The following is a 24622-nucleotide window of genomic DNA, read 5'->3' as shown; positions in this document are numbered from 1 at the left end:
CTACGAGAAGACCGCAACCATCTACCTGGCCGGCCTCCACATCGCAGGCATCTTCCTCTGGTCAGCCCGATGATCCAAACGAAACTGCCTAGGCCACCGCCTCGCCGCCTTCTACACCGGCGCCGGCATCGAGATCTTCGAGGGCTACGGGCTGACGGAGACGACGGCCGCGACGACCCTCACCCCACCCCTGCGTCCCCGCATCGGCACGGTCGGCTGGCCACTGCCCGGCAGCGCGGTACGCATCGCCGACGACGGCGAGATCCTGGTCCGCGGCGGGCATGTCTTCTCCGGCTACTGGGACGCCGCCCTCGGCGCGGCCCGTCCCGTCACCGACCAGGGCTGGCTCGCCACCGGCGACCTCGGTGCCCTCGACGCCGACGGCTACCTCACTATCACCGGCCGCAAGAAGGAGATCCTGGTGACGACGGGCGGCAAGAACGTTGCCCCCGCTCCCCTGGAGGACCGCCTCCGCTCGCACCCCCTCGTCGGCAAGTGCCTGGTCGTCGGCGACAACCGTCCCTACATCACCGCCCTGATCACTCTGGAACCGGACGGCCTCGCCCACTGGTGCCAGATGCACAAGAAGCAGAATCTGCCGCTGGAGCGCCTGGTCCACGACGAGACCCTGCTCGCCGACCTCCAGCGCGCCGTCGACGACGCCAACGAACTGGTCTCCCGCGCCGAATCCATCCGCCGGTTCGCCGTCCTCCCGGTGGATTTCACCGAGGAAACCGGGCATCTCACCCCGTCCCTGAAGCTCCGCCGCGCCGCTGTCACCCGCGACTTCGCCAAAGACATAGCCGGCCTTTACGAAAGCAGATGACCCCCGCTCTGGAGCCCGAGCCCTCGGCGCGTCAGACTGGAACCCCGTGTCACCTCTGTGGGGGAGGTGGCACGGGGTCTGACGTGCATTGTCGCGGCGTCCTACGGTCGGCCGACCTCGCACCAGACGGTCTTCCGGCCGTCCTCTTGCCGCACACCCCACCGCAGCGAGACGGCATCCATCAGCGCCAGGCCCCGCCCGCGCTCGTCGTCGCCGCCCGCCCGCAGCAGCACGGGCAGCGCCCGCGCGTCGGGATCGGTGACCTCCACCCGGGTACGGCCGCCGGCCATGCCGCTGATGCGGACGACGACCGGGGTGTCCTCCCCGACATGCCGGATCACGTTTCCCACTATTTCGCTGACACAGAGCTGGACCTCGGCGCACGGCCCGCCCAGGTGCTCGCGCACCGTGCGCCGGAGTACGGGCACTTCCTTGGGCAAGGCGAGCAGCTCCAGCGTGAGCGGCCCGGAAAACGGCCCGGAAAACGGCCCGGAAGACGTGCTCACCGCGCGGCCGCCTTACGAAGCGCCTCGGCCAGCTTGCGGGCGGTGGCCGTATTGCAGTTACCGAGCGCGACGAGCGGGACCGCGTAACTGCCGGCGAACCCCGGCAGGTCGACCCCGAGGGACGGCAGCGTGATCCCGTTCTCCTTGAGCGCGCTCCGCAGCAGCTCGGTGCAGTCCTGCACGTCGTCGTGGTGGTGGAGGGGGCTGGGCATGGGGCGTACGCCTTCCTGTGCGCATGGTGACGAAGTACTCACAGCGTGACGTCACCATGCGTAGCGTGGAAGGGGTTCTGACCCCACTGCGCGAACCGTGGAACGGTGAACCATGCCTGCACGCAAAGACGTTGACGGATCGGCGAGCGTCCCCGCCTTTTACGGCGCCGAGCTGCGCTGGAAGCGGGAGGCGGCGGGCCGCACTCTCCAGGAGACCGCCCACGGCAGCTTCTTCGGGCCGAGCTACCTGAGCGAGATCGAGCGCGCTACGCGGCGGATGCCGCTGGAACTGGCTCGGCACGTGGACCGGGTCTTGGGGACCGATGGGTTCTTCGAGCGGCGATGTGAGGACGTACGGAAGGCGAGGCGTGGTGCGCACGCCGAGTACTTCGCTCCGATTGCGGAGGCGGAGACGCGGGCTCGGGTCATCGAACGGTGGAGCAATGCGCTCATCCCCGGTCTGCTGCAGACCGGGGCGTACGCGCGGGCGGTCATCCACTCCACGCACCCCCTCGACCTGCCGGAGGAGGTCGAGGTGAAGGTCCGGGCCCGGTTGCAGCGGGCCAAGCTCTTCGACGCTCCGAAGAAGCTGGAGTACTGGGTCATCCTCCATGAGTCTCTGGTGCGAGGCGCGGACCCGCTTCTGGCGCCTTCGGAGATGGCCGAACAGCTCGACCAGATCGCCGGCTTGGTACGGCGTCGGCGGGTCTTTCCACAGATTCTGCCGTGTAATGCCCCGACTCGCCCTTTCATGGAACTGTCGCTCATGTTCATGGAGTTCGATGACGAGCCGCCGCTGATGTACACGGAGGGGCCCTACCACGGCCAGACCTTCGACGATCCGGCCCTCGTGCACCAGTACCGGAAGGCATACGATCGGCTCAGGGCCGCCGCACTGCCACCGGAGGCGTCCCTCGCCATCATCGAAGAAGCGGCTGAGGATTATCGAAATGGCCAGCAAAACCCTTGACTTGAGTGCCGCATGTTGGCGGAAGAGCAGCTACAGCAATGGTGACGGCGGCGAATGTCTGGAGGTCGCCGACGACTTCCCCGGCCTCGTCCCCGTACGGGACTCCAAGGTGCCCGAAGGCCCGGCCCTCATCGTTCGCGCCGGCGCCTGGAGCCGTTTCGTCACGGCCGTCAAAGCCGACTCGCTCGGCGTCTGAGGGCGCGCCCGGCAACATCACCCTGCCTCACCCGCACGGGCGCTCGGCTCTCACTGCGGGGGCAGGGCCACAGCCGTCTGCATCTCACACGAGTTGCACCAGAAGGCCCAGCCGTTGGCGTCCACGGATCGCGAGCCGCACGCGAGGCAAGGGTCGCCCACAAAGCTGGCCGCCACCCACGCGCCGGCCATCGCCGCCCGCCGCCCCGCGGTCGCGCACTCATCCGCATAGCAGGGGATACACAACCCGCCCTGCTCGCCGGGAAGTTTCATCGACCGTATCCCGCAGGTCGCGCACGGAAGCCGGCCGACGTACTGCGCGTCCAGGCCGACCGGCTTGCCGTTCCTGCTGAAGGCCGCCATGCCTGCCTCTGCCTCCTCTACGCCAGGACGGTTCCGGTGCCACCGCACCCGGAACACTGCGTGGTGACCGCATCGCCCATCGGCGTCTCCCACTCCACGGTGCCTTGGCCGCCACAGTCGGGGCAGGGCTTCTGCGGGGGCATGTGCTCGCTCATCTTGCCCAAGATAGGCCGCTCCATGTTGTCATGTGAGCACTTTCCGTGATCACTTCGCCCATGGTCGCCGCCCCGGCAGCAGCCGATCTCACGTCGACGCAAGATCGCAGATCGGTAGCGTCATGGGTCATTGTCGACGCGAGGCCGTCCGGGGGAGAGGCCGCGCCAGGCAGCCGACGCTCAGGCCGGCGCCCGCTGCGCTTCCTGCCCCGCTGCCTCGACGGCAGCGTCCAGAGGCTAATCAGGCTTATTGGTCCTGAAGCAAGCGGATTCGACCGTTACCGCAATCAGGGACGTGTGCTTACTGCCTGCTGGCTCCGCCAACAACCGCACCTTGACGGAGAACTCGTTCCCCTTGGAATTCGCGATGATCTCCGGAGTCTTTGCCGGGCTTTTATCCGGTCCGTCCTTCACGATTTTCCAACCATTTTTGGGGAGATTTCCCCTCAGTCGGTCCATGGCTTTTTTCATCTCTGCCACCGGAACGTCGTACAGACTCCAGGGGTGGCTGGCCCTGTACACGTCTCCGGAATACTCTGAACACGGTGCGATCGAGGGGCCAGGCTCGGTTACTTTCCCCCGCAAATCGATGAGCTTTAAGATCTTGTCGGACGAATTTCTGGTCTCTTCTTTGACGTCGGCGAGGTTGCGCAACTTAAGGTTTTCTTCATTCATTTGCGAACATCCTGCCATGAGTCCGCACGTCGCAATGACGCACACTGCTAGTGAAATTTTCCTATTCATGGGTTGTCCTCTCGTACCTCCCAGTGACAACGGCTGCCTGATTTTGCAAGCTAATCGAGTCTTTATCCCAGAACGCACTGTGATCTCCGGCGTCGCTTTCCAAGATGTTCCCGCCGAATTTCCGATCCGTGGGAATGATGCCATTCCCTCCGAGACCCACAGCGGAACCCCCGTACCGGACTGCGATGTCGTCAAGCCCACCCCCCATCGCCCACATGTGTTTGGGGTCGATGCCTAGGTCTGTGGCGCGGGCGGCCTGCATTCCGGGACTTCCCGCGACGAGGACATCACCTGCGGGTATGGTGGTCTGGTTTTGCATGGCAGTCTTGGCGGCGTCGCCGATCAGCGTACTGCCGTAACTGTGCCCGATCGCGGTGGTGTGACCAGCGTCGCCGGTCGAATACTGATGAGCCGTTCTATTACCTTCGAGGAACTGATGCAGCCCTAAGGCGCCCCTGTGTGCGTACTCGTCGACCGTAGCTTGGGCGAGATTGTTAGGGGCATCGTAATCAAGCCAGGTAATGGTCGATATTTCCTCGCCGGGAGTGATTTGATGGCTCTGTTTCCAGAGCCTTTCAGTCCGTCCGAGGTCCGAATGGTCCGCGTTCTCACCGATCGTTTCGATCTTCGTATTGGTGCCGGGCACGTAGATTGCGGTGTGATCGGCCGTGTCGGGGTTTCCGTTGGCAAGAATGATCCTTCCGTCGCCCTCGCCGTCCGGATCGAACCCCAGAAGATATGCCTCGGGCAGGCCGTCTTGTCCAGTCCGGTCGAAGCGGTCCTGAATGGCCCGCATTCCCTTCAGCTTCCCCTCCAGGCGCTCCTTCTCGTGGTGCCAGTCCAGCCATTTCTGGCTGTATTTCATGTCGCCGCGGGCCCCGACGCTCTCGAACTCGGGTGGCTCCGCTTTGGTGAGCGCAGCCAGCCTCACCTCGTACTGGCCACGCGTCTCCGCGAGAACCGTACGGTTGGCCTCGTCGCGTGCATCGGCGGGCAGGCCGTTCATCGCCCCGATGCTCGCGGGATGCAGGGAAATATAGGCATCCCGTTCATCCGCGGACAGGTGCTTCCACCACTCCGCGTTGTCCTGCGGGGCGCCGTGCTTGGGCGGTTCCTTGATGCTGTCCAGATAGTGCTCGGCGGCGTCGCTGACACCACCCGTGTCCTTCTTGGCGTCGACCCAGTCCGCGGCGGATACCGTCAGATCGTCGTCAGCCTTGAGGCTGCGCAGTTTGGGAGCCCACTTCTCGTCGGCCGTCGTGGCTTCTTCGAGGGCTGCGGTGATGCGGTCGGCGTAGGCCTGTGCCCGCGCGAAGTGGGGATTGGGGTCGAAGTTGGCCGCCTGCCGGTTGAGCGCCTTGGCTGTCTCGTCCGTGACGCCGTTCGCCGTGCCACCCGGCGGGGTCTTGCCCCGGTACTCGTCACCCGCTGCCGGGTAGGTGACCGACCCGTCCTTCTCCACGGTGAATTTCTCGCCCTCCGCATCCGCCACTGCAGCATCGAGCTTCTTCTTGGCGGTCTGCAGGTCGGCGGCAAGGGCGTTGAGCGCGGTACTGACGACGCCGCACTCCACCTGGGTGTAATGGAAGTCCTTTGCCAGCGTGCGGAGTTCGGTGAGAGCGGCCTCCGCTGCCTCGCCGGAGAGCGACTCCCGTAACTTGACGTTGATGCGCTGCTCAAGGGCGTCCTTGGCGGAGCTCGCCATATGGCTGGCGGCGCGATATCCGTCCGCGGCGTCCTCGAACTCGGCTGTCTTGAGGTTCTTGAGCGTCGAGTAGTCCATGGCTCAGGTCACTTCCCCTGCTGCCGGCCACCGACAGCGGGCGTGTCCTCGTACTGCTGGGAGAGCTTGCTGAACGAGCCCTTGACGGCTGCGTCGTTCCCGTACAGCTCCCCGCCCGCCTTCTCCATCCGAGCCTGGACTGCGCCGCACCGACCGCTCAGGGCCTCCAAGTACCGCTTCCAGGAGCGGAAGACATCCTGCTGTGCCGCAGCGCTCTGCACTCCGCTGCCGCCGGTGCTCAGATCCTGCTGCTCCTGTTCCAGCTTCGCCAGGGCCTTTTTGATGTCTCCCCGTAACGACTGGACCTCGCGCCCCGCCCTGTTCCACACGGATCGCTTGGACTTCAAGTCGCCGGAGCCGCCATCCGAACCGCCTTCGCCGGCGCTCGCGAGCTGTAATCCGCGCCCTTCGCCGGCCTCCCGCTTGAGCGCGGCCCATTCTTCGTCCCAAGACACAGCGTCCCCCGTCATCATCGCTGGCGATACGGCTGGAAATCCTACGGCGATGGACCACGCGGGACCTGCGTACGGATACTTATGCGCCATAAGGTCGCGCCGGATGGCCGTCACTCCCACGACGAGCAGCGTTGTCACGGCTCTCCGTTCGCCTGCCGCGACGTGGCGGATCGCGTCATCTGCTCTGGTGGCTGGGGTTCCTGGCGCCAGGAAGCGGTCCCATGTCGACAACGCGGAAGGCCGAAAGTGGTGATGTTGCCGACGCGCTGCCCCTTACCAGCGGTGGGGGAATGTGAGTACAGGTACTCACGCACTGTCCCCACCTCCCCTGCTAACTTCACAGCCCGTGTGAGGCCGACGCGTACATGGCTTGTCAGGGGGCGGAGTGACGTTCGAGGCGGAGTGGGCTGAAATCAAGCGGGAGAGTTCGGCCCGTATGAGCCTGGCCAGCGCAGGTGGAGAAGGCTGGAGCCTAGACGGCGGTACAGGGGATCTTCGTTCGTCCCGCCAGGCGTGGAGCAGGGGTGCGCAGGCCGTCGGGTCCCTCCGGGAAAACCTGAAGAGTGCTCTGAGCGCGCTGGAGAGCAGGCACGACGTCGGCGGGAGCGAAGCGGAAGGCCTGCGGAGTATTGCTTCGCATCTCAGCGCCTATCAGTCATGGCAGCGGCGGCTTGATCTGGTGAGCCGTGAATGCAACGAGTTGAAGGACAAGCTGCAGAAGACCGGCGACGCCTTCTACAAGACCGATGCAGCGATCGGCGAAGCCTTCCATGAACAGATGACCGTGCCGGTGAAGAGGCCGGGCGCCGGCACGCACGGCCGGGGGGAATTCTGATGGTGAGCATTTCCGAGCTGCGGAAGATCAAGCCTTCGGAGTTAGAGGAGGCTGCGGACGGGTGGCACAAGGTCAGCAGTGCCGCCGGCGATGCCAAGCGCCGGGTGGACAACGAGATCGTCGGTCGGCTGCAGCGCGATCTGACAGGTAAGGCCCCTACCGCTGCGCTGGATCGGCTGCGACGGCTGAGCCGAAACTTCCACTACACCCAGGTCGAGACCGGCCTGATCCGTACCGCATTGAATGGGCTTGCTTCGGAATTACGTGCGGCACAACGGAAGTTGAACGACGCAGTAGCCGATGCGGAGGCGGAAAAGTTCACGGTCAAGCCGGACGGCACGGTCCATTGGGTGTCTCAGCGAGTGAAGATGCCTTTCAATCCCGAGCAGACCACTCGGGCGGGTGGCCCGAAGGGGGTTCTCGCCTTCGATCCGCAACAGGCTAAGGCTCAGGAATACGCCGACCGAATCGGGGCCGCCATCGCAGACGCCACCGAAGCCGATGCCCACTACTCGCGGACTCTCGACCGGCTCAAGGCGGATAACGACCTCGAAGTCACCGACTCGGACTGGGCCGATGCGCAGCGCGACATGAGCACTCTCCGAAAGTCCTCTGGCAAGTATCTGCAGCGCGACGACATCCCCAAGGGAAAGTCTCCCACGGAGAATATCAAGTGGTGGCAGGGGCTTTCACCAGAAGAACAGGAAGAGTATTCCTCTCTCTTTCCGGCCGAGATCGGAGCTTTGGACGGTCTGCCTGCCACCGTCCGAGATGACGCGAACCGAACCGTCCTGGACGAGAGCCAGGCGCGCATGCGGCTGGAACTGGACCGCCTTGGTCCCGAGCCACCGGAGTATGACCCCGGGGATGGACACTCCGGGCCGTACGTCAGTAAGAAATGGGAGGAGTGGCACAAGAAGCATGATTTCTTGCAGGCCCAGCTCCACGGTATGGCGGCTATCCAGAAACGCTTCGAGCAGACCGGATTCGAGGGTCTTCCGCCTGCCTATCTCCTCGGTTTCGATGCGGAAGGAAAAGGGCGAGCGATCATCGCTACGGGAAACCCTGACACCGCCAAGCACACTGCGGTATACGTACCGGGTACCGGGGCAAGGCTGGCAGGCGCACAAGGCGATATCGGTCGGATGACTGATCTTTGGTACGACAGCCAGCAGTTTGCGGGTGGGGACGAGTTGTCCACGATAACCTGGATCGGCTATGACTCCCCTCGTAGCGCCTTTCCCGGTGACAAAGGCGACGCGGTACCCGAAGCGTCATCAGTGGACTGGGCAAATGATGCGGCCCCTCATCTGAATCGCTTCATGGAGGGGTTGCACACGGCACAAGGGGGGCCCGATGCCAGTCACACCACGCTGATCGGTCACAGCTATGGTTCAACTGTCATCGGTGATGCCTCACTCGGAGGCCCAATGGCCACGGACGACATCCTGGTCGCCGGCAGTCCCGGAATGCTGGTTCCCGAAGCAGAAGACCTCGGAATCGGCAAGGAACATGTCTGGTCGGAGGCCGCATCATCCGACAAGGACCAGGTTCCCCTGGGAGGGAAGATCGCCGGCCTGGGCGGCTGGAAGTGGGGAGCGCAGTACTGGCATGGCCTCCCCTACTCCTACGGCCCCCAGGAAGTCGTGCCGTCGGACGAGGCGTTCGGAGCTCATCGCATGTCCACTGATTCACCGGACCACAGCGGATATTGGAGGCGCGGCTCGGCCAGCCTGTGGAATCAGGCGGCTGTTGCCACTGGAAACTATGACAGGGTCAAATATGACTAGCCTGCGCACAGTGGGGTCGCGTAACCGTCTTCGCTCCCTTCCGCGACTTTTTGCGGTAGCCACCGCGCTCTTGACCATCACGATGACGGGATGTTCTGGCATGCACGACGATCGGGATGAGGCCTCTGTGCGAGATGTCCCCCTCGCTGAAGAAGACGGAAGGAGCCTCTCCAGCGAGATTTACGCCATGATGGGACTGAAGAACGCCAAGAGCACCGAGCCGGGCCCTCATGCTGCTTTGTGCGAAGGGGAGGATCCTGAGCGTTACTACATGGTCCGTCATGCCTGGGCAGTTCATGGCGTCCCTTTCGCGGACTTGGAACAGGCAATGGAACGGCTCAAGAAGGAGATGCCTGAAAAGGGCTGGAAGATTGTCAAGTATGGCCCGGATTCCAGTCCTGCCAAGACTCTGGAGCTCATGGCAGATTCAACGGAGAAGAAGTTTTCTGTGGCGATCCATCTCCTCGATGAGCGGAAGAAGAGTCGAGAATCCCGGATCGCTGTCAGCCTGGCGTCCACCTGCTATGAGGTCCCCGCCGGGAAAACCGTCACGGAGCGGTGACCTGGCCGCCAAGCATGATGATGGCACGCCCGCATTCAATGGATTCATTGATGGCCTCAAGGCGTCACGCGAATCAGGGACCGGCGGACACCTCACTGTGATTGGTCACTCCTATGGCTCCACCCTTATCTTATCCGCGGCCCGTAAAGGGGAATTGAATGCCGATGACGTAGTTTTCGGTGGGAGTCCCGGTGTTCGAGTGGGCGAAACGCTGGACCTGGACGTTCCCCAGGGACATGTGTGGAATGAAGAGGCAGACGGTGACCCTGTTCCAGATGTGGGTAAATGGGGTCATGGTGGAAGTCAATGGGAAATTGGAGGTGGCGCTCTCATTATGTCTAACGGGGATCTCTTCGGGGGCAACCAGATGATCGCTGATGCTACGGGGCGTGGCGACTATTGATAGTTCGGAAAGCATCCTACGGAGAGCCTTCAGAATCAGACAGTCGTTATACTTGGCCAGTATGAAGAGGTCAAGCATGCCCGTTAATATTCTCCCGATTCGACCGAAGCGCGCCAAGTGTTTTTTCGCCGTGCTGTCCGTGGAGGCCTGGATCATCTTGACGGGATGTTCAAGCGTGAAAGACTCCGGAAGCGAACCTGACTCCGTGCCGGATGCTCGCAATATCTCTGAAGTGAGGGGAGAGGCTCGAGAGATCTCAAGCGTCGTCCTCGATGTGATCGATCTGAAAGGCCAAGTGAGTAAACCCGGTCCGGGAGTCTTATCCTGTGCAGACAAGGATTCGGATAAGTCCTATGCGATCCACCATCCCTGGTCTCTTACGGGCGTCCCGGTCGAGGGAATGAAGAAGGCTATGGAACGCCTCAGGAACAACCTCCCGGGGAAAGGCTGGAGGATTGCCAGTTACGGCCCTGACGTAAGTCCCAGCAAGAGTATTGAGCTCGTGGCTGACTCCACGAAAAAGAAGTTCTCAATCCGCATCCGGCTCCTCGACCGAACCAAGAGAGCCGACCCCGGTTCTCTCAAAGCGCTGATCTCCGTGGACTTGACTTCGGCATGCTTCCAGGTGTCCAAGGGCAAGGCTGTGGATGAGTACTGATCGCCCGCCCGGTGATCCGCAGCCCACTCGTCGTAAGCGGGCCAACCGCCGAGTGGACCATGGAAGTGTGGGAGGTCAGACAGGAAGCCGTTTCAGCCTGCAGGGGCCATGTCGTTGGCGCGGGTGCTCCTCACCCGGTCGATGTACATCTGCCGGCAGCGCACTCATATCACGTCTCGTCGCTTCGACATTCGCGGCGCGGGTGTATTGGGCAAGTGCCACCAGTGCCGAGGCGGGCGTACGGCGGCGGCACCTCAACGGTGCCCGAGCGCGTCATTGGAGCCGCGCGCGGCTAAATCCATCTGCTCCCATGCTTCCGGGTTTGTTCTCAAATGGCAGTTGGGGTGGGCGTACATTCGCTGCACGCCCACCCCAAGTCACCTGGGCTGCTGATCGCTACTGGAAGAACCCAGCAGCCCGGCGGTCCGTCGCCCGGTAGTCCGCGCTGCCGGAGCGGATCTTGGTTGCGACCTCGTGCAGGGTGCTCTGGATGTGGCTCGCGCGGCTGTTCCACTGCCGTTCCGCGGCCTGGAAGGCCTGGTGGGCCTCGCCTTCCCAGGAGTTGGAGACGCGCTTGACCGCGCCCCAGATCCTGTCGAGCTCGGCCTGAAGTTCCTTGGCGGAACGCTCGATGTCGGCGGCGGTCTGCTCTACCGCGCCGTATGTCACCCGAAGGTTCTCGTCGCCGGCCATTTCTCCCCCACTGCTGGTGGCTGATTGGTGGATGTCGCTTTACCCGGAAGCCTGCTGTCAGGTGCAGGTGTGCAGGCGCAGGTGCTCAGTAGTTGCTGATGCCGCTGGTGGAGCCGGTGTCGAGCTGGCCGCCGGACGCGCCGCCGTTGACGTCGATGCCGCGGAAGCTGGAGAGCACCTCGGAGTCGTTGGACCGGCTGGTGGTGCCGGTCTGGGCGATGGTGTCGTTGATGCTGTCGAGCATGCGGCGCAGGGCGGCGTGGTCCTCGTTGAGGGCGTTCTGGGCCTGCTTGAAGGCGCTGGCGCCCTGGCCGGTCCACGCCGACTCGACTGCGGAGATGGCGTTGATCAGCGTCCGCAGCTGGGACGACATCGCCTGACTGCCGCTCTGGATCTCGTTCTTGAGCTTTTCGATCTCCGCATAGGTAAGTGCGGTATTCCCTGCCATGATCCACCTTCCCCCATGAGTGGGTTACAGAAGAGCTGAGTGAGTAGGTCTTGGTGTTCAGCTCGGATTGTTGGCCGTATCTCGTGAGATGCGGGTTTCTGCGCTGGTTGCTCGTGGCGTGAGCAGCCAGAGTCCAGGTCGTTCTGGTGTGTTCGCCCCCGTTACGTCCGCTGTCGCCGGACGTAGATCAGTCCGCCGGCTGCCAGGGCGGCGACTGCTGCGGCCAGTCCGGCAGTGAGGGGCCAGGGCAGTGAGCTGTCCGGGTGGTCGGCCGGTTTCTGCGCGGCGTCGGCTGCTGAGTTGTCTGCCTTCGACTGCGGGGTCTTGGGCGGTGCGGAGGTTCCGCGGGCGGCAAGCAGCGGGTTGACGTCGGCGGGGCCGGGATCGCCCTCCTTGTCCAGCAGCACCTTCCGGGGGCGGACGATGCCGTAGCCGAGGTATTGGCTGGGGACCTTGCCGTCCTCCGGCTTGCCGGCGGTCTCCATCATGACCCGCAGAACCTGGTTGTTCGTCCAGGTGGGGTGGGCGGACCAGATCAGGGCGGCGGAGGCCGAGGCGATGGCGGTGGCGTCGCTGGTGCCCCATGTGGTGCAGTCCAGCAGCCTTTTCGTGCAGCGCGTGGGAACGTCGACTCCGGGGGCTGTCAGCGCCACTTGTGGCCCGTACACCGAGAAATCTGCTGCCTTCAACGACCTGTTCACGGCTCCGACACCGACTACCCCGGGGAGGCTTGAGGGGTAGTCGGCGATGTTGTCTTCGGCGCCGTGGTTTCCGGTCGCTGCGAAGATCAGGGCACCTTTTTTGCCGGCATGGTCGATCGCCGGCTGCAGATCGGCCTTGGCTGCCTCGCCGGCTGGTCCGCCCAGTGAGATGTTGATGACCTTCGCGCCGTGATCCGCCGCATAGCGGATGGACTTCGCCATGGCGACACTGCCGTTGGCCCCGAGGCTTCGCAGCGGAAGAATCTTCGATTCCGGTGCAAGGCCCCAGGTGCCGTCCCCACTCCGTCTGCCGGCGATGAGCATCGCCATACTCGTGCCGTGGCCTTGCCCGTCATAGTTGGCGCCACGCTGAGTTGCTGAGAAATCCTTCCCTGGCATCAGCTGGCCGCGCAATTCGGGTACGGAGCTGTCCACACCGCTGTCGATCACCGCGACGGTGACGCCTTCTCCCGTACTCGTCTGCCACATGCGCTCGGCTTGCATCGCATCCAGATACCACTGGCGCGATCTCTTGTCCGCCGCAGAGGCATCTGGTGCGAATAACCCGAGGAACAGCGTGCTGAGGCAGAGAACCAGCGATAAGCACAGTTGGTTCTTCGATCGCATGCGAATTCCCGCACGAGTCACGGTGCGGTGCCTCCTACTCTGTTGCGCGACGGTGCCGGGGCTATTCGATCACTGGGGGCACAACTGAAGGGAGTTGCGCAGTCCACGTCTCGCCGTCTTCCTGGAGGAAGGCCGGCCTTTCACCTGAAGCGCCTTTCCTGCGCCGGGACGACGGGGATCCTGACACGGGCAGCATGCCGCTGGACGGGGTCGTGGTGCCCCGTGCCAGGCCAGATCCACCCGATGTGAAGTCGCTCGCCCTGCCGGTCGATGTCGGTGCTCGTCCGCCTGCCCGCCCCGGCTCGGACGTCGAGCTGCGTGCTGCAGCCGGTCCCTGGGCCACGCCCCCAGAGCTGCTCCTGCCAATGGCGGAGCCATACGTCCCGGAGCGGTGCTCCTCGCCTGCCACCACTCCACCTGGTCCTGTGCCCATGGTGCCGCCGGGCTCGTAGGCCATGCGGCGGCCCGGAAGGTTCGGTACACGTTGCCCTGTGCTGCTGCCCGCGCTTCCTGAATAGCCCCCGGCCGGCCCTCGCGTCAGGGAACCGCGTTCCTCGCCTATGACTGATCCACGGGGCTTGCTCATGGGCTCTCCATGCGGAGAGGCAAGGCGCTGGCCAGAGTTGACCGGGCCTTCCTGCGTGGTCCCATTACCCGTCCGTCCGGAGCCGACCGGCCGGGGGGTGGTCACACCATGTTCTTCACCCATGACGGTCCCTGCCGGAAGCTGCGGCCGTCCGACGGTGGTGCCGCCACGCCGTGCGGCTCCACGGTTGATGCCTTCTCCTGCCGCACGGTCGTAAGGGCCGGGCGTTGCGGCTCGGCGGTCGGCCACTGGCCCCGAGCCGCGTCCGGCCCTTCCAGGCTTGTCCGGAACCGTGACTGTGCCGGGGCGCGATACGGGACCGGACGGGACAGGGCCAGGAAGGGGGCCGTCTGTGCCGCTGGGAGGCTGAGCCGGAGTGCTGCCCTCATGATGTGGCGCTGAGCGGTGCGAGATGACGGGCGCGGTGGAATCGACGGTCGTACCCACCTGTCGCTCCTGCTGTGCACGATCGGCAGTTGGCTGCGATGGCCCCGTGTGTTGCCCCCCGCTGTCGTTGCCGGGCACCGGGGCGGTGCTGCCGACGCCCGTTGCTGGTGTAGGCCTCCGGTCGGTCACCGGGTCCAATATGTGGCCCGCGTCCTCCGGCTCCGGCACAAACCCGGAAGCCGGCCGGAAGTTGGGCGCCTCCTGCCGTGCGATCTTTTCCTGGGCCGTTCGGTAGTAAGACGCCAGCCGGTTCATCTCGGCGAGGGCAGCTTCCCTGTCCGGGTCTTTGGTGAGGGCGGTGACCCCGTTGGCCTTTCCGGTGTCCGTCTCTACGAAATTCCGCAGCTCGGGAGGCTTGGGCATCAGTTTGGCCTGGCCCAGTGCGGTGGCGGCATCGACCATGGCTTCGCCGGTGTTCTTGGCGTAGTGGACCAGTTTGCGGCTTTGCGTGGCGGTGTCTCTGGTCCAGTCGGTGAAAGCTTGGGCGCCCTCGCCTTTCCAGTGGGCCTGGGTCTGTTGGGCGTAGGCCTGGAGGTCATCGGTGATTCTGGCGATCTCATTGCCGGCGTCGACCAGGTCGGTTCCCATCACGATGATGTGCAGGTGGTCGGCGTCGGCCACCATGTCGTAGAGGGCCTGATGGGACGCGTTCTCGAAGTTGGTGCAGCCCACAATGCCTAAGTCGGCGGTGTTCCCTGCCATGTCCGTTCCCCCTTGCCTCAGATGCCGTCGGAGCCCGCGGACCGGCCGTCGCCCAGTTCCGGACCGGGGGTTTCGGCGGGCTGGTGGTGGGGCTGTGGTGCCTTGTAGAGGCCTTGGGTACGACGTTGGATCGCGGACAGGCGGTTCCGGACGTCGGCATCCACTGCTTCGTAGTCCCGGCCGATGAACTCGGTTCCGAGGCTCAGCGCCTCGATCTGTTCGCCGAATACTTTGGAGAATGTTTCGAGTTGGGCCAGCACTTTTTCGTAGGTGTCCGCGATGCCCTGCGCCTCGGCGAAACCCTGGCCGAAGGAAGACGGAGCAATCTTGCGATGGCTGAGCGCACGGTGATCCGCATTTGAGCCCTTGAGCTGGTCCAGCAGGTCATCCACGCGCTGTTTCAGCTGCTTCAGCTTCTTGGGATCGACCTCGAACGACCCGCCGCCCGGGCCGGCGCCCGCCCCGTTCACCTGCACGCCTGTGCGCTCGTCAGACCCCACAGTGACTCCCCCCGTAAGTCAGAAACTTCAGGAGTCACTCTAGTCACCGCCTCTGACAACGGAGGGTGGTGTTTCGCCGGTACCGTTCAGAATTCGCCAATGAGGGGAACCTTCACCGTGAGTCCCGAGGCGAAGGCAATGGCAGCCGGTTTCGAGATCATGTGGTCTTATTCCGGGGAAACCTGAGTACGGCTACTCATTGACTTTGTCCGGCAGCGGGCACAGTCGGCGGGGCGGAAGCCGCCGCGCGGCTGCGCATGTCCCGTCGGACGACCGCCACTCCCACGATGACCGCGACCGCAACGCCCCCGGCCCCCAATCCGTATGTCGCATATCGCTCCCTCCGATCCTGCGGAGTCTCACCGTCCACCGGGGTGGCCGGGTCCGGGGGAGCGGCCCGGGGCGGGCCGTCGTCCGCGCTCGCGTGGTCGAGGGGGTGGTCGTCCTCGGTCAGGGCGCGTACCGGGTCGACGACGCCCCAGCCCACGAAGCTGTCGCGGCCGTTGACGGAGCGCTCGGCGGTCTGCTCGATCTGGGCGACGATCTGGTACTCCTTCCAGTCGGGGTGCTTGGCCCGCAGGAGGGCCGCGATGCCGGCGACGTAAGGAGCCGAGAAGCTGGTGCCGTTGTCGACGCACTGGCCGCCCTTGGGGACGGTGGAGACCATGTCCACCCCGGGAGCGGCGACGCCGATGAAGTCGCCGCTCTGGGAGAAGGCCGCACGCTCGTTGTTGCGGTCGGAGGAGGCGACGGCCAGGACGCCCGGGTACGACGCCGGATAGGTCTTCTTGAGGCGGCCGTCGACGCCGTCGTTGCCGGCGGAGGCCACCACGACGATGTTCTTCCGCCGTGCCTCGCGGACCGCCTGGGCGAGGCGGGAGTCCGCCGGGACGGGCTGGGTCGTGTCCTGGGAGATATTGATGATGTCGGCCTTCGCGGCCACGGCCGCTTGGATGGCCGCGGCCAGCGTGCCGACGTTTCCGGTGCCCTTCTCGTCGTTCTGGCGGAGGGGGATGATGGTCGCCTCGGGGGCCAGGCCGACGAAGCCGGTGCCGGGGCGCGGGCGGGCCGCGATGATGCCCGCGACCTTGGTGCCGTGGCCCACCGGATCGTAGGTGCCGTCCTTGGGCGCCCGGGGATCCGCGCCTTCGCCCTTGCCGAGGAAGTCGCGGCCGCTCTTGGCCTCGACGGCGGCGGTGAGCTGCGGGTTGGTGCGGTCGACGCCTGTGTCGATCACCGCGACCCGGACCGGCTGGCCGTGTGCGTCACGGCCCTTGGTGCCCTGCCACAGGCGGTCGAAGACGATCCGCTGCAGGGCCCACGGCCGCTCCTTGATCTGCTGCTTCATGGGGAAGGTGCAGGCGCCGTTCCCCTCCGGTACCGGAGGGGTGTCCCCCGGTCCTGCGGCCGTCGCCGGGGCGGCGGCCATCGCCACGAGCAGCGCGCCCGTGCCCCAGGCCGCGGTTGTCTTCCTCCGCACCGTGGTGACTCCGTTTCCCTACGAGCCCTGTGGCTGCCGTGCGGCGTTGGTGTCCAGCCGAGGGCCCATCGGCAGGAACTGCGACCAGTTCGCCGGGACGCGCACGGGCTTGAGTCCCTTGTAACCGAGCAGCATTTGCGCCCGGTACGTCTCCTGCTGCGGCGCGGTCCGGCTCTGCCCGGTGTCCTTGGCGTCCGCGCCGATGCCGGAGGGCTTGGTGGTGCTGTCGTTGTTCGTCTGTACGCCGTACCGCAGGCCGGTGTCCGTCACCAGGAAGCGCCCTCCCGATGCCCCGTCTCCGGCCTGGATCTGCTGGTAGAACAGCCCGGTTCCGGGCGTCACATAGGCGCTGGTCCCCCCGTTGACGACCGGCTGGGGATAGTCGGTTCCGGCCCAGGTGCTGAGCCGGGTGCCGCCGGCCGGGGACACGTGGCGCAGCACGCTGCAGACCGTGTTCCGCCGGCCCGGTGCCGCAGCGGTATTGGCTTGCACGGCGGTCGGCTGCGGCCACTTCTTCTCCGCGAAGAGGTTCCCGCTCTCCGGGGTGAAGGACTGTGCGTTCACCTCCGTGGGCTCGTTGTGCTGCTGCAGTCGGCCGGTCTGCGGGGAGAACAGCAGCAGCCGTGCGACGAAGTCCGACACCGGCCGGACCTCACCGGGCAGCACGACGTACTGCTGTGCTCCGGAGCCGGTCGTGGCGCGGAGCACCCTGCCGACCTGGTCCTCGCGGGGGCCCAGGCCCTTGATGCCGGCCCGCTGGCCGACGGACTGCGGAAGGGAGGGGAAGCCGATCGGCGTGCCGTCGTGGAAGGTGGCCAGCCAGTCCTTGGTGACCTGTTGGGGCTGGCGGCTCCCCACCAGCGCGCGCAGCAGCAGTTCGGATTCCTTTCCGGAGCCGCCGCCGTCGACGAGGTACTTGGTGCCCTGGGGGTCGATCAGATAGCGGGCGCCGGACGCGCCGGTCTCCTGGACGTAGAGCACCTGGCCGCCGTGCAGCCGGCCCGGGCCCTCCACCTTGTGCTCGTCGCGGGCCGCGAAGAGGAACGTGGCCTTCTGCACGGCCTTGCCGTTGCTGCCCGGCTGCTCGCACACCGCCCAGCGCTTGCTCTTCTGTGCTTCCGGGGCCTCGGGGATGCGGTCCGGGGCGTACGGGATGCCCAGGGTCGGGCCGTGCGGGATCTTCCCGCTGTCGAGTTCGTGCTCATCGACCTTGAGGACGTTGAACTGTTCGGTCTTCAGCAGCAGCCGGGCGGAGGCCATGTTGAGGACGGGGTGGAGCTGTGGTTTGCCGTCCGTGGTGAGCACGACGTAGAGGGTGGCCGACTGGCTGCCCAGGAGGACGTGTTCGCCCGGTGTGTTCCAGCCCTTGGGGGCCTGCGGCCGGAACATGCCCCAGGCGCCGAAGCCCGCGAGCACGAGCGCGGCGATGACCAGGCCGGGAAGCACGGCGCGCAGCGGATTCGGGGCGCCCTCGTCGGTACGGTCCGGGGAGGGCTGCAGGAAGGCCGCCACGAGTCGTTTCTTGGCGAAGGTGTAGCCGTTGAGCTCGTCCCGCCGTGATGCCATGCTGCTGAGTTCCCCCTGAGACCGTTACCCGAGTGCCGGCCGTGTGTGCGTGCGGCCACGACCGTCCTTGCCGACGTTCCGCGTCACCCGCTGGTCATGCTGCGCGCCCGGCCGTACAGGTCCAGGACCGCCAGACACAGCGGCATCAGGGACAGCAGGAGCAGTCCGTCGGTGAGATCGAGCGCGCGCCCCCAGAAGGGCGTGAGCCCGCGCTTCGGCACGGTCAGCGCCACCAGGGTCAGCAGCGCCACCCCGCCCGCCAGGGCGAGCGCCAGCCAGATGGTGCGGATGTCGAGCCGGGCACGGTCGCCCGCGACGAAGTCGGTGAGCGCGCCGGCCGGCGGAGCGAAGGCCATCCCCAGGACGAGCAGCGCCAGCGCGCCGAACCCCGCGATGATCACGCAGGCAACCTGGGCGGTGTAGCGGAAGAGCCGGGCGCGCAGCAGCGTGGCCAGGCCGGCGGCGAGGGTGAGCAGACGTCCCCATGCCGATTCCGACAGGCCGAGGACGGCCGCGGCCGCGATGACCACTGCACAGCAGCCGCCCAGCAGCCCCAGCAGCAGTTCATGGCCGCGGCGCGCCTGTGCGGCGATGCCGTCCACGTCCACGAGGTCCTCGGCGGGCATCGCCTCGTCCGGCCCGGCGCCCGCCTCCCGCTCGGCCAGGCTGCGCGGTGTGGCGTAGCCGATGGGGAGCCTGGCCAGACGCGTGGCGAGGGCGGGAAGAAAGGCCATCAGGCCGATGGCCACCGGGAGGCAGACGGCCGCGGCGCGGGCGGCCGGGGCCTCGGTGACGAGGGCGAGGAAGGACGAGAGGGTGCCGGCGGCCGTCACGAGCGTGGCCCCGATGAACGGGGCATCGCCCTTCGGCGACAGCGCGACCAGCGCGACGGACACGACGAGCGCGGCGATGCAGCCCAGCAGGAATTGCAGCCGCCCGGCCCCTTGGCCGGCGTCGGGGCCGACGATCCCCGAGCCCGCGCACCACACGACCGGTAACGCTCCGAGGCCCAGCGCGACGGCCGACGGCTGGTCCCGGTAGACACGGGCGCGGACGCCGGCGAACGCGGCCACCAGCAGCCCGGCGACGGCGGCGATCACGCCGGGCAGGCTGTGCATGTCGTGGCGTAAGGGATCGGCGTACCACAGCACGAACCCCACGAGGGCCAGCAGCACGCCCACTCCCACCAGGCCGGCGCCGCGCAGCATGCCGTCGTTCCACAGGCGCCGGTCCCGGGCGACCGCGGAGGCCACGGCGTCGGACACCTCGTCGTAGACGGCCGGCGGCAGGGACTGTGCGAAGGGCCGGAGATGCAGCATCTCGCCGTCGACGACCCGCTGGTCGGCGAGCGAGCGGGAGCTGTCCAGCGCGCTGCCGTCGCTCCGGAAGAGGTAGTAGCCGGTCGGCGCGTCCGCGGGCTGGGTCTGACGGGTCAGCCGCAGTACTTCCGGATAGATGTCGGAGACGGCGATGTTCTCGGGCAGTGCCACATCGATACGGCTGTCGGGCGCGACCACGGTCACCCTGCGGAAACCGGTCCCCACGCTCGTGCGCAATTCTTCCCCCTGTCCGCCGCCCGGGCCCGAGCCCGGCCGACCGTGACACATGATCCTTCCCCATTGGCCACATTAGTCGGCAGTAGGATCGTCCGATGCGGAAGGCGCCGTCGCCAGGGGGGTGAGCGGTACGGAGATTTCCCTTCCGCCGAGGGATGGGTGCGCGGTGAGCCAGATTGTCGTCAAGCGTCCGCCGCGGGCGCTTCCGCCCGTGGTCCCCACGGACGAGTTACGCCTCGAATCGCCGCCGGAACTCCCGCGTGGCCAGCAGGAGGGCGTGCTGATGCAGCTCCTGCCGATGATCGGCATGGGCTCGTCGGTGGTGTTCTTCTTCATGCCGGGCATGCCGGGTTTCATGCGCATCATGGGTGCGCTGATGCTCGCCTCGACGCTCGGCATGGTGATCGCACAGGTCGTCCGCTACCGCCGGGGCACCCAGGGAGAGATGGCGCAAAGTCGTCGTGACTACCTGAAGTATCTGGCGCAGACCCGGCGCCACATCCGCCGTACGGCAGCGTCGCAGCGCAACGCCCAGCACTACCTCCATCCCGCTCCCGACCAGCTGTGGGCGGTGGTCGCCGAAGGCCGCCGGGTCTGGGAACGGCGGATCGGTGACGCCGACTTCGGCCAGGCCCGCATCGGCCTGGGGACCCAGCAGCTCGCCACCCCGCTCATCGCTCCCGACACCGCCCCCGTCGACGAACTCGAACCGCTCACCGCGGGTGTCATGCAGCGCTTCCTCACCGCCCACGGCTCACTCCAGCACATGCCGGTCGCGGTCTCGATGCGGGCCTTCTACCACCTCACCGTCTCCGGCGACCCGGAGTCCGCCCAGGGCGCCGCACGGGCCCTGATCGGCCAACTCGTCACGCTGCACTCGCCGCAGGACCTCATGGTCGCCGTGGTCGCGTCCCCCGGTGCCCTCGCCCGGTGGGACTGGACCAAGTGGCTGCCGCACGCCCAGCTGCCCCACGGTGTGGACGGGGCCGGCACCAAGCGCCTCTTCGGCGACGACCTCGCCGAACTCGAAACCCTCCTGGGCGACCAGCTGGCAGACCGCCCGCGCTTCAGCCGGGAGGCACCGCCGCTGCTGGACCGGCCGCACCTCGTGGTCGTCCTGGACGGCGGGATGGTCCCCCCGGACTCCGCCTTCGCCGCCCCCGAGGGCCTGCAGGGCGTCACCGTCGTCGAGGTCGTCCCGGGGGAACTCGACGAACCGCGCGGCGGCCTGTCCGTCCGGGTCCATCCCGCCCGCCTCCGGCTGGAATCCGCCGTCTCCGTCTACGACGGCACTCCCGACACGCTCTCCCTCGAACGCGCCGACACCCTCGCCCGCCGGCTCGCCCCGTTACGGATCGAGGGCACCGACGACGACGAGCCGCTGCTCGCCAACCTCGACTTCACCGATCTGCTCGACCTCGGCGACCCCGCCTCGGTGGACACCGCCCGCACCTGGCGCCCCCGCTCCCAGGCCGAACGCCTCCGTGTCCCCCTCGGCATCGACGAGGCCGGACGGCCGGTCATGCTCGACCTCAAGGAGGCCGCCCAGAACGGCATGGGCCCGCACGGCCTGTGCGTCGGCGCCACCGGCTCCGGAAAGTCCGAACTCCTGCGCACCCTCGTCCTGGGCCTGGCCGTCACCCATTCCTCGGAGACCCTGAACTTTGTGCTGGCGGACTTCAAGGGCGGCGCCACCTTCGCCGGGATGTCGGCTCTTCCGCATGTCGCCGCGGTCATCACCAACCTCGCCGACGACCTCTCCCTGGTCGACCGGATGGGCGACTCCCTCCGCGGTGAACTCCAGCGCCGCCAGGAACTCCTGCGTCAGGAGGGCAACTTCGCCAATATTCACGACTACGAAAAGGCCCGCGCCGCCGGACAGGCGCTGGAGCCGCTCTCCTCACTCGTCATCGTCATCGACGAGTTCAGCGAACTGCTGACCGCGAAGCCCGACTTCATCGAGATGTTCATCCAGATCGGCCGCATCGGCCGCTCCCTGGGCGTCCATCTGCTCCTGGCCTCCCAGCGCCTGGAGGAAGGCCGGCTGCGCGGTCTGGACACCTACCTCTCGTACCGCATCGGCCTGCGTACCTTCTCCGGTGCCGAATCCCGGGTCGCCCTCGGCGTCCCCGACGCCTATCACCTCCCCTCCGTCCCCGGCTCGGGCTATCTCAAGTTCGGCACGGACGAGATGACCCGCTTCAAGGCCGCCTACGTCTCCGGTCCCGCTCTCCAGGGCGCCGCCGCCACGGACGAGGGCCCGCGCCCCGTCCCGCGGACCGCCGCCCTCTTCCAGGCCCCGCCCGTCCCGCTCGCCGAAGCCACCCCGGAGCCGGACACCGCCCTCGGCACGGGCACCGCCCTCGGCACGGGCACCGGGCCCGCACCGGGCGACGGGCTCGCCGACACCGTCCTGGACGTGATCGTCGGCCGTCTGGAAGGGCAGGGCCCCGCCGCCCACCAGGTCTGGCTCCCGCCCCTGGACAAGGCCCCCGCCCTCGACCAGCTGCTGCCCGCCCTGGCGACCACGCCCGAACGCGGCCTGCACGCAGGGGCCGCTCGCGCCACCGGCCAACTGGCCGTTCCCCTCGGCCTGGTCGACAAGCCCTTCGAGCAGCGCCGCGAAGTCCTCACACACGACTTCTCCGGAGCCACGGGCCATCTGCTGATCGTCGGCGGCCCCCAGTCCGGCAAGTCCACCCTGCTGCGCACCCTCATCGGCGCGTTCGCGCTCACCCACACCGCCCGTGAGGTCCAGTTCTACGGACTCGACTTCGGCGGCGGCGCGTTGAGCTCGATGGCGGATCTCCCGCACGTCGGGTCCGTCGCCTCCCGTCTCGACCCCGAGCGCATCCGCCGTACCGTCGCGGAGGTGGCGGGCATCCTGGCGCAGCGGGAAGAGTTCTTCCGCGGCCACGGCATCGACACCATCGCCACCTACCGCCGCCGGCGCGCCGAGGGCGGGTTCCCCGACCAGCCCTGGGGCGATGTCTTTCTCCTCATCGACGGCTGGGGCCCCTTCAAGGACGAGTACGAGCTGCTCGAACCGGTCGTCACGGACCTCGCCGCCCGTGGTCTCGGCTTCGGCATCCACGTCGTCCTCACCGCCTCGCGGCACATGGAGGTGCGCGCCGCCCTCAAGGACCAGCTGCTCGGGCGCCTCGAACTGCGTCTCGCGGACCCCTTCGACTCCGAGTTCGACCGCAAGGCCGCCGCCAATGTCCCCTCCGGCGTCCCCGGCCGCGGCCAGATCCCCGCCAAGCTCCACTTCATGGCGGCCCTCCCGCGCACCGATTCGGCCGGCGCCGGCACCGAACTCGCCGACGCCACGGCCGCCTTCGTCCGGGCGGTCGCGGAAGCCTGGCAGGGCCCGCAGGCACCCGCGGTCCGCCTCCTGCCCCGTAAGGTCCCCGCCGGCCACCTCCCGAAGGGCTCCGCCCATCCGGACCGCGGCATCCCCATCGGCATCGGCGAGACCACCCTCGAACCGGTCCATGTCGACTTCGAGACCGATCCCTTCCTGCTGGTCTTCGGCGAGAGCGAATCCGGCAAGACCGCGGCCCTGCGCCACCTCGCCCACAAGATCTCCGAGCGGTACACGTCCGACGAGGCGAAGATCGTCGTCGGTGACTACCGCCGCACCCTGCTCAGCGCCGTCTCCCCCGGCCATCTCCTCGAATACGCCGCCACCGACTCGGCGCTCACTGGCCATATGGAGGCCCTCGCCGGCCTCATGGAACGCCGCCGGCCGGGCCCCGAGGTCACCCCCCAGCAGCTCCGCGACCGCAGCTGGTGGACCGGCCCCCGCTTCTTCGTGATCATCGACGACTACGACCTGGTCACCTCGTCCGCCGGCAACCCGCTGTCCGTCCTCACCGACCACCTCCCCTTCGCCCGCGACGCCGGCATCCACTTCCTCATCGCCCGCACCACCGCCGGGGTCTCCCGCGCCCTCTTCGAGCCCTTCCTCCAGCGCATCAAGGAACTCGGCGCCCAGGGCCTGATCCTCTCCGGCGATCCGCAGGAAGGGGACATCCTCGGCACCACCCGTCCCCACCCCCTGCCCGCGGGCCGCGCCCACTTCGTCTCCCGCAAGCGGGGCACGCCCTTGGTGCAGCTGGGCTGGCTGCCTGATCAATAGGCTGAGCACCGGCTGAGCGCCGGCTCGTCAGCAGCTGCTGCTCGGTAGGCAGCACGCACGGTAGGCCGATCGGTAGGCGGATCCGTAGGCAGAACGCGCGGGCGGGCCGGACCGGTATTCCGTCGCCTTGGAGGTGCACCCGGTCCGCCGCCGAGAGGGCACGCCGGGCCGGGGTGCGCAATGCCTCGGAATTCCGTATTGCGCCCGCCATTCGAGTGTGTCAGGTACCCGACGGTAAATGTTCGGACAGTTGCCCTTTACCTCACGGCAAACAAAAGGCAGGAGCCCCGCTCGCCACCGAAGTGGCGGAGCGAGGCTCCTTGGGTACTGCTTAGGGGCGACCTGGAAGGAATTCCGGGCCGGGCAACTTAGACCGGCGTAACGTTCTCCGCCTGCGGACCCTTCGGGCCCTGCGTGACGTCGAAGTTCACCTGCTGGTTCTCCTCCAGGGAGCGGAAGCCAGAGGCGTTGATCGCCGAGTAGTGGACGAAGACATCCGGGCCGCCGCCGTCCTGGGCGATGAAGCCGAAGCCCTTTTCAGCGTTGAACCACTTGACGGTTCCGGTAGCCATAAGCCCTCCTTGGGCCAAAGGGTTGCCCTGCTCCAGAACCTGCAAAGAAGTCTGAAACTACAAGAGCCTGCGGGGTCACATGCTCCGCAGGCTCTGTACTGCAAGGGAAACCAAACTGCAACTTGCGCTGAGCGTAGCATGTGCTG

At 66.8% G+C, this 24622-nt stretch carries 24 protein-coding genes and 1 pseudogene; 10 read left to right on the top strand and 15 right to left on the bottom strand.

Annotated elements, in window-relative coordinates; all coding sequences use genetic code 11:
* Positions 1-88: 88 nt before the first annotated feature.
* Positions 89-826, top strand: a pseudogene (locus ACF088_RS34695) (AMP-binding protein); the annotation flags it as partial.
* 101 nt (positions 827-927) lie between these two features.
* On the opposite strand, the gene ACF088_RS34690 reads toward ACF088_RS34695, so the two are convergent.
* Both ACF088_RS34690 and ACF088_RS34685 read right to left on the bottom strand, forming a co-directional pair.
* Positions 928-1332, bottom strand: a complete 405-nt coding sequence (locus ACF088_RS34690; protein WP_392379846.1) for an ATP-binding protein — start codon at positions 1330-1332, stop codon at positions 928-930.
* Positions 1329-1544 carry a hypothetical protein gene (locus ACF088_RS34685; RefSeq protein WP_392379845.1) on the bottom strand — a complete coding sequence of 72 codons (216 nt, stop codon included), beginning with the start codon at positions 1542-1544 and terminating at the stop codon, positions 1329-1331. Before ACF088_RS34685 ends, ACF088_RS34690 begins: the two co-directional genes overlap by 4 nt.
* A gap of 112 nt (positions 1545-1656) precedes the next feature.
* Here ACF088_RS34685 and ACF088_RS34680 point away from each other — a divergent pair, with 112 nt between their 5' ends.
* Both ACF088_RS34680 and ACF088_RS34675 read left to right on the top strand, forming a co-directional pair.
* Positions 1657-2514: a helix-turn-helix transcriptional regulator gene (locus tag ACF088_RS34680; protein WP_392379844.1), complete on the top strand. Its 858-nt coding sequence runs from the start codon at positions 1657-1659 to the stop codon at positions 2512-2514.
* A complete protein-coding gene (locus ACF088_RS34675; protein ID WP_392379843.1) occupies positions 2495-2710 on the top strand; it encodes a DUF397 domain-containing protein in 216 nt (71 codons plus the stop codon). Before ACF088_RS34680 ends, ACF088_RS34675 begins: the two co-directional genes overlap by 20 nt.
* A 50-nt stretch (positions 2711-2760) precedes the next feature.
* Here the strand turns inward: ACF088_RS34675 and ACF088_RS34670 are convergent, their stop codons facing one another.
* From ACF088_RS34670 to ACF088_RS34650, 5 genes are all read right to left on the bottom strand, one after another.
* Positions 2761-3072, bottom strand: coding sequence for a hypothetical protein (locus ACF088_RS34670; RefSeq protein ID WP_392379842.1), 312 nt, complete (start codon positions 3070-3072; stop codon positions 2761-2763).
* A gap of 17 nt (positions 3073-3089) precedes the next feature.
* Entirely contained in the window at positions 3090-3227 is a 138-nt protein-coding gene (locus ACF088_RS34665) for a hypothetical protein (RefSeq protein ID WP_392379841.1), read from the bottom strand.
* A gap of 237 nt (positions 3228-3464) precedes the next feature.
* Positions 3465-3902 carry a hypothetical protein gene (locus ACF088_RS34660; RefSeq protein WP_392379840.1) on the bottom strand — a complete coding sequence of 146 codons (438 nt, stop codon included), beginning with the start codon at positions 3900-3902 and terminating at the stop codon, positions 3465-3467.
* A 61-nt stretch (positions 3903-3963) separates the two neighbouring features.
* Positions 3964-5754, bottom strand: a complete 1791-nt coding sequence (locus ACF088_RS34655) for an alpha/beta hydrolase (protein WP_392379839.1) — start codon at positions 5752-5754, stop codon at positions 3964-3966.
* 8 nt (positions 5755-5762) lie between these two features.
* Positions 5763-6209 (bottom strand): hypothetical protein, encoded by a 447-nt coding sequence (locus ACF088_RS34650; RefSeq protein WP_392379838.1) that lies wholly within the window; start codon positions 6207-6209, stop codon positions 5763-5765.
* Positions 6210-6594: 385 nt separating this feature from the next.
* Between ACF088_RS34650 and ACF088_RS34645 the strand changes: the two genes are divergently transcribed.
* The 5 genes from ACF088_RS34645 (at position 6595) to ACF088_RS34625 (ending at position 10457) form a co-directional block, all read left to right on the top strand.
* Positions 6595-7044, top strand: coding sequence for a hypothetical protein (locus ACF088_RS34645; RefSeq protein ID WP_392379837.1), 450 nt, complete (start codon positions 6595-6597; stop codon positions 7042-7044).
* Positions 7044-8834, top strand: a complete 1791-nt coding sequence (locus ACF088_RS34640) for an alpha/beta hydrolase (RefSeq protein WP_392379836.1) — start codon at positions 7044-7046, stop codon at positions 8832-8834. Before ACF088_RS34645 ends, ACF088_RS34640 begins: the two co-directional genes overlap by 1 nt.
* 70 nt (positions 8835-8904) lie before the next feature.
* Positions 8905-9396, top strand: coding sequence for a hypothetical protein (locus ACF088_RS34635; protein WP_392379835.1), 492 nt, complete (start codon positions 8905-8907; stop codon positions 9394-9396).
* On the top strand, positions 9302-9799 hold the full coding sequence (locus ACF088_RS34630; RefSeq protein ID WP_392379834.1) for an alpha/beta hydrolase: 498 nt from the start codon (positions 9302-9304) through the stop codon (positions 9797-9799). The genes ACF088_RS34635 and ACF088_RS34630 overlap by 95 nt, the downstream gene beginning before the upstream one ends.
* Positions 9800-9860: 61 nt before the next feature.
* Complete coding sequence (locus ACF088_RS34625; RefSeq protein ID WP_392379833.1) at positions 9861-10457, top strand: hypothetical protein; 597 nt, start codon at positions 9861-9863, stop codon at positions 10455-10457.
* A gap of 396 nt (positions 10458-10853) precedes the next feature.
* Here the strand turns inward: ACF088_RS34625 and ACF088_RS34620 are convergent, their stop codons facing one another.
* From ACF088_RS34620 to mycP (ACF088_RS34610), 3 genes are all read right to left on the bottom strand, one after another.
* Positions 10854-11150, bottom strand: coding sequence for a WXG100 family type VII secretion target (locus tag ACF088_RS34620; RefSeq protein ID WP_328386082.1), 297 nt, complete (start codon positions 11148-11150; stop codon positions 10854-10856).
* Between the two features lie 85 nt (positions 11151-11235).
* Complete coding sequence (locus ACF088_RS34615; RefSeq protein WP_392379832.1) at positions 11236-11598, bottom strand: WXG100 family type VII secretion target; 363 nt, start codon at positions 11596-11598, stop codon at positions 11236-11238.
* Positions 11599-11759: 161 nt separating this feature from the next.
* Positions 11760-12926, bottom strand: coding sequence for a type VII secretion-associated serine protease mycosin (gene mycP, locus ACF088_RS34610; RefSeq protein WP_392379831.1), 1167 nt, complete (start codon positions 12924-12926; stop codon positions 11760-11762).
* Positions 12927-14100: 1174 nt separating this feature from the next.
* On the opposite strand from mycP (ACF088_RS34610), the gene ACF088_RS34605 reads away from it, so the two are divergent.
* Entirely contained in the window at positions 14101-14640 is a 540-nt protein-coding gene (locus ACF088_RS34605) for a hypothetical protein (protein ID WP_392379830.1), read from the top strand.
* A gap of 38 nt (positions 14641-14678) precedes the next feature.
* Here ACF088_RS34605 and ACF088_RS34600 read toward each other — a convergent pair whose 3' ends face one another.
* The 4 genes from ACF088_RS34600 to eccD form a co-directional block, all read right to left on the bottom strand.
* Complete coding sequence (locus ACF088_RS34600) at positions 14679-15161, bottom strand: hypothetical protein (RefSeq protein ID WP_392379829.1); 483 nt, start codon at positions 15159-15161, stop codon at positions 14679-14681.
* A 196-nt stretch (positions 15162-15357) separates the two neighbouring features.
* Positions 15358-16590, bottom strand: coding sequence for a type VII secretion-associated serine protease mycosin (gene mycP / locus ACF088_RS34595; RefSeq protein ID WP_392379850.1), 1233 nt, complete (start codon positions 16588-16590; stop codon positions 15358-15360).
* A 69-nt stretch (positions 16591-16659) separates the two neighbouring features.
* Positions 16660-18207 carry a type VII secretion protein EccB gene (eccB, locus tag ACF088_RS34590; protein WP_392379828.1) on the bottom strand — a complete coding sequence of 516 codons (1548 nt, stop codon included), beginning with the start codon at positions 18205-18207 and terminating at the stop codon, positions 16660-16662.
* An 83-nt stretch (positions 18208-18290) separates the two neighbouring features.
* A complete protein-coding gene (gene eccD / locus ACF088_RS34585; protein ID WP_392379827.1) occupies positions 18291-19814 on the bottom strand; it encodes a type VII secretion integral membrane protein EccD in 1524 nt (507 codons plus the stop codon).
* Positions 19815-19929: 115 nt separating this feature from the next.
* Between eccD and eccCa the strand changes: the two genes are divergently transcribed.
* Positions 19930-23904 carry a type VII secretion protein EccCa gene (gene eccCa / locus ACF088_RS34580; protein ID WP_392379826.1) on the top strand — a complete coding sequence of 1325 codons (3975 nt, stop codon included), beginning with the start codon at positions 19930-19932 and terminating at the stop codon, positions 23902-23904.
* Between the two features lie 368 nt (positions 23905-24272).
* On the opposite strand, the gene ACF088_RS34575 is transcribed toward eccCa, so the two are convergent.
* Entirely contained in the window at positions 24273-24476 is a 204-nt protein-coding gene (locus ACF088_RS34575; protein WP_003984261.1) for a cold-shock protein, read from the bottom strand.
* Positions 24477-24622: the final 146 nt, after the last annotated feature.

Origin of the sequence: Streptomyces sp. NPDC015125 (assembly GCF_043080045.1) — a bacterium.
Taxonomy (GTDB): Bacteria; Actinomycetota; Actinomycetes; order Streptomycetales; family Streptomycetaceae; genus Streptomyces.
This window is presented reverse-complemented; position numbering and strand designations above follow the sequence as displayed.

What these genes read in the sequence shown, in the direction of transcription:
- ACF088_RS34655 (WP_392379839.1), bottom strand. Translation starts at nt 5,754, where the DNA reads ATGGACTACTCGACGCTCAAGAACCTCAAGACAGCCGAGTTCGAGGAC.
- ACF088_RS34660 (WP_392379840.1), bottom strand. Translation starts at nt 3,902, where the DNA reads ATGAATGAAGAAAACCTTAAGTTGCGCAACCTCGCCGACGTCAAAGAA.
- ACF088_RS34615 (WP_392379832.1), bottom strand. Translation starts at nt 11,598, where the DNA reads ATGGCAGGGAATACCGCACTTACCTATGCGGAGATCGAAAAGCTCAAG.
- ACF088_RS34665 (WP_392379841.1), bottom strand. Translation starts at nt 3,227, where the DNA reads ATGAGCGAGCACATGCCCCCGCAGAAGCCCTGCCCCGACTGTGGCGGC.
- ACF088_RS34640 (WP_392379836.1), top strand. Translation starts at nt 7,044, where the DNA reads ATGGTGAGCATTTCCGAGCTGCGGAAGATCAAGCCTTCGGAGTTAGAG.
- ACF088_RS34680 (WP_392379844.1), top strand. Translation starts at nt 1,657, where the DNA reads ATGCCTGCACGCAAAGACGTTGACGGATCGGCGAGCGTCCCCGCCTTT.
- eccD (WP_392379827.1), bottom strand. Translation starts at nt 19,814, where the DNA reads ATGTGTCACGGTCGGCCGGGCTCGGGCCCGGGCGGCGGACAGGGGGAA.
- ACF088_RS34575 (WP_003984261.1), bottom strand. Translation starts at nt 24,476, where the DNA reads ATGGCTACCGGAACCGTCAAGTGGTTCAACGCTGAAAAGGGCTTCGGC.
- ACF088_RS34675 (WP_392379843.1), top strand. Translation starts at nt 2,495, where the DNA reads ATGGCCAGCAAAACCCTTGACTTGAGTGCCGCATGTTGGCGGAAGAGC.
- ACF088_RS34670 (WP_392379842.1), bottom strand. Translation starts at nt 3,072, where the DNA reads ATGGCGGCCTTCAGCAGGAACGGCAAGCCGGTCGGCCTGGACGCGCAG.
- eccB (WP_392379828.1), bottom strand. Translation starts at nt 18,207, where the DNA reads ATGGCATCACGGCGGGACGAGCTCAACGGCTACACCTTCGCCAAGAAA.
- ACF088_RS34630 (WP_392379834.1), top strand. Translation starts at nt 9,302, where the DNA reads ATGAGCGGAAGAAGAGTCGAGAATCCCGGATCGCTGTCAGCCTGGCGT.
- ACF088_RS34620 (WP_328386082.1), bottom strand. Translation starts at nt 11,150, where the DNA reads ATGGCCGGCGACGAGAACCTTCGGGTGACATACGGCGCGGTAGAGCAG.
- mycP (WP_392379850.1), bottom strand. Translation starts at nt 16,590, where the DNA reads ATGGCCGCCGCCCCGGCGACGGCCGCAGGACCGGGGGACACCCCTCCG.
- mycP (WP_392379831.1), bottom strand. Translation starts at nt 12,926, where the DNA reads ATGCGATCGAAGAACCAACTGTGCTTATCGCTGGTTCTCTGCCTCAGC.
- ACF088_RS34685 (WP_392379845.1), bottom strand. Translation starts at nt 1,544, where the DNA reads ATGCCCAGCCCCCTCCACCACCACGACGACGTGCAGGACTGCACCGAG.
- ACF088_RS34625 (WP_392379833.1), top strand. Translation starts at nt 9,861, where the DNA reads ATGAAGAGGTCAAGCATGCCCGTTAATATTCTCCCGATTCGACCGAAG.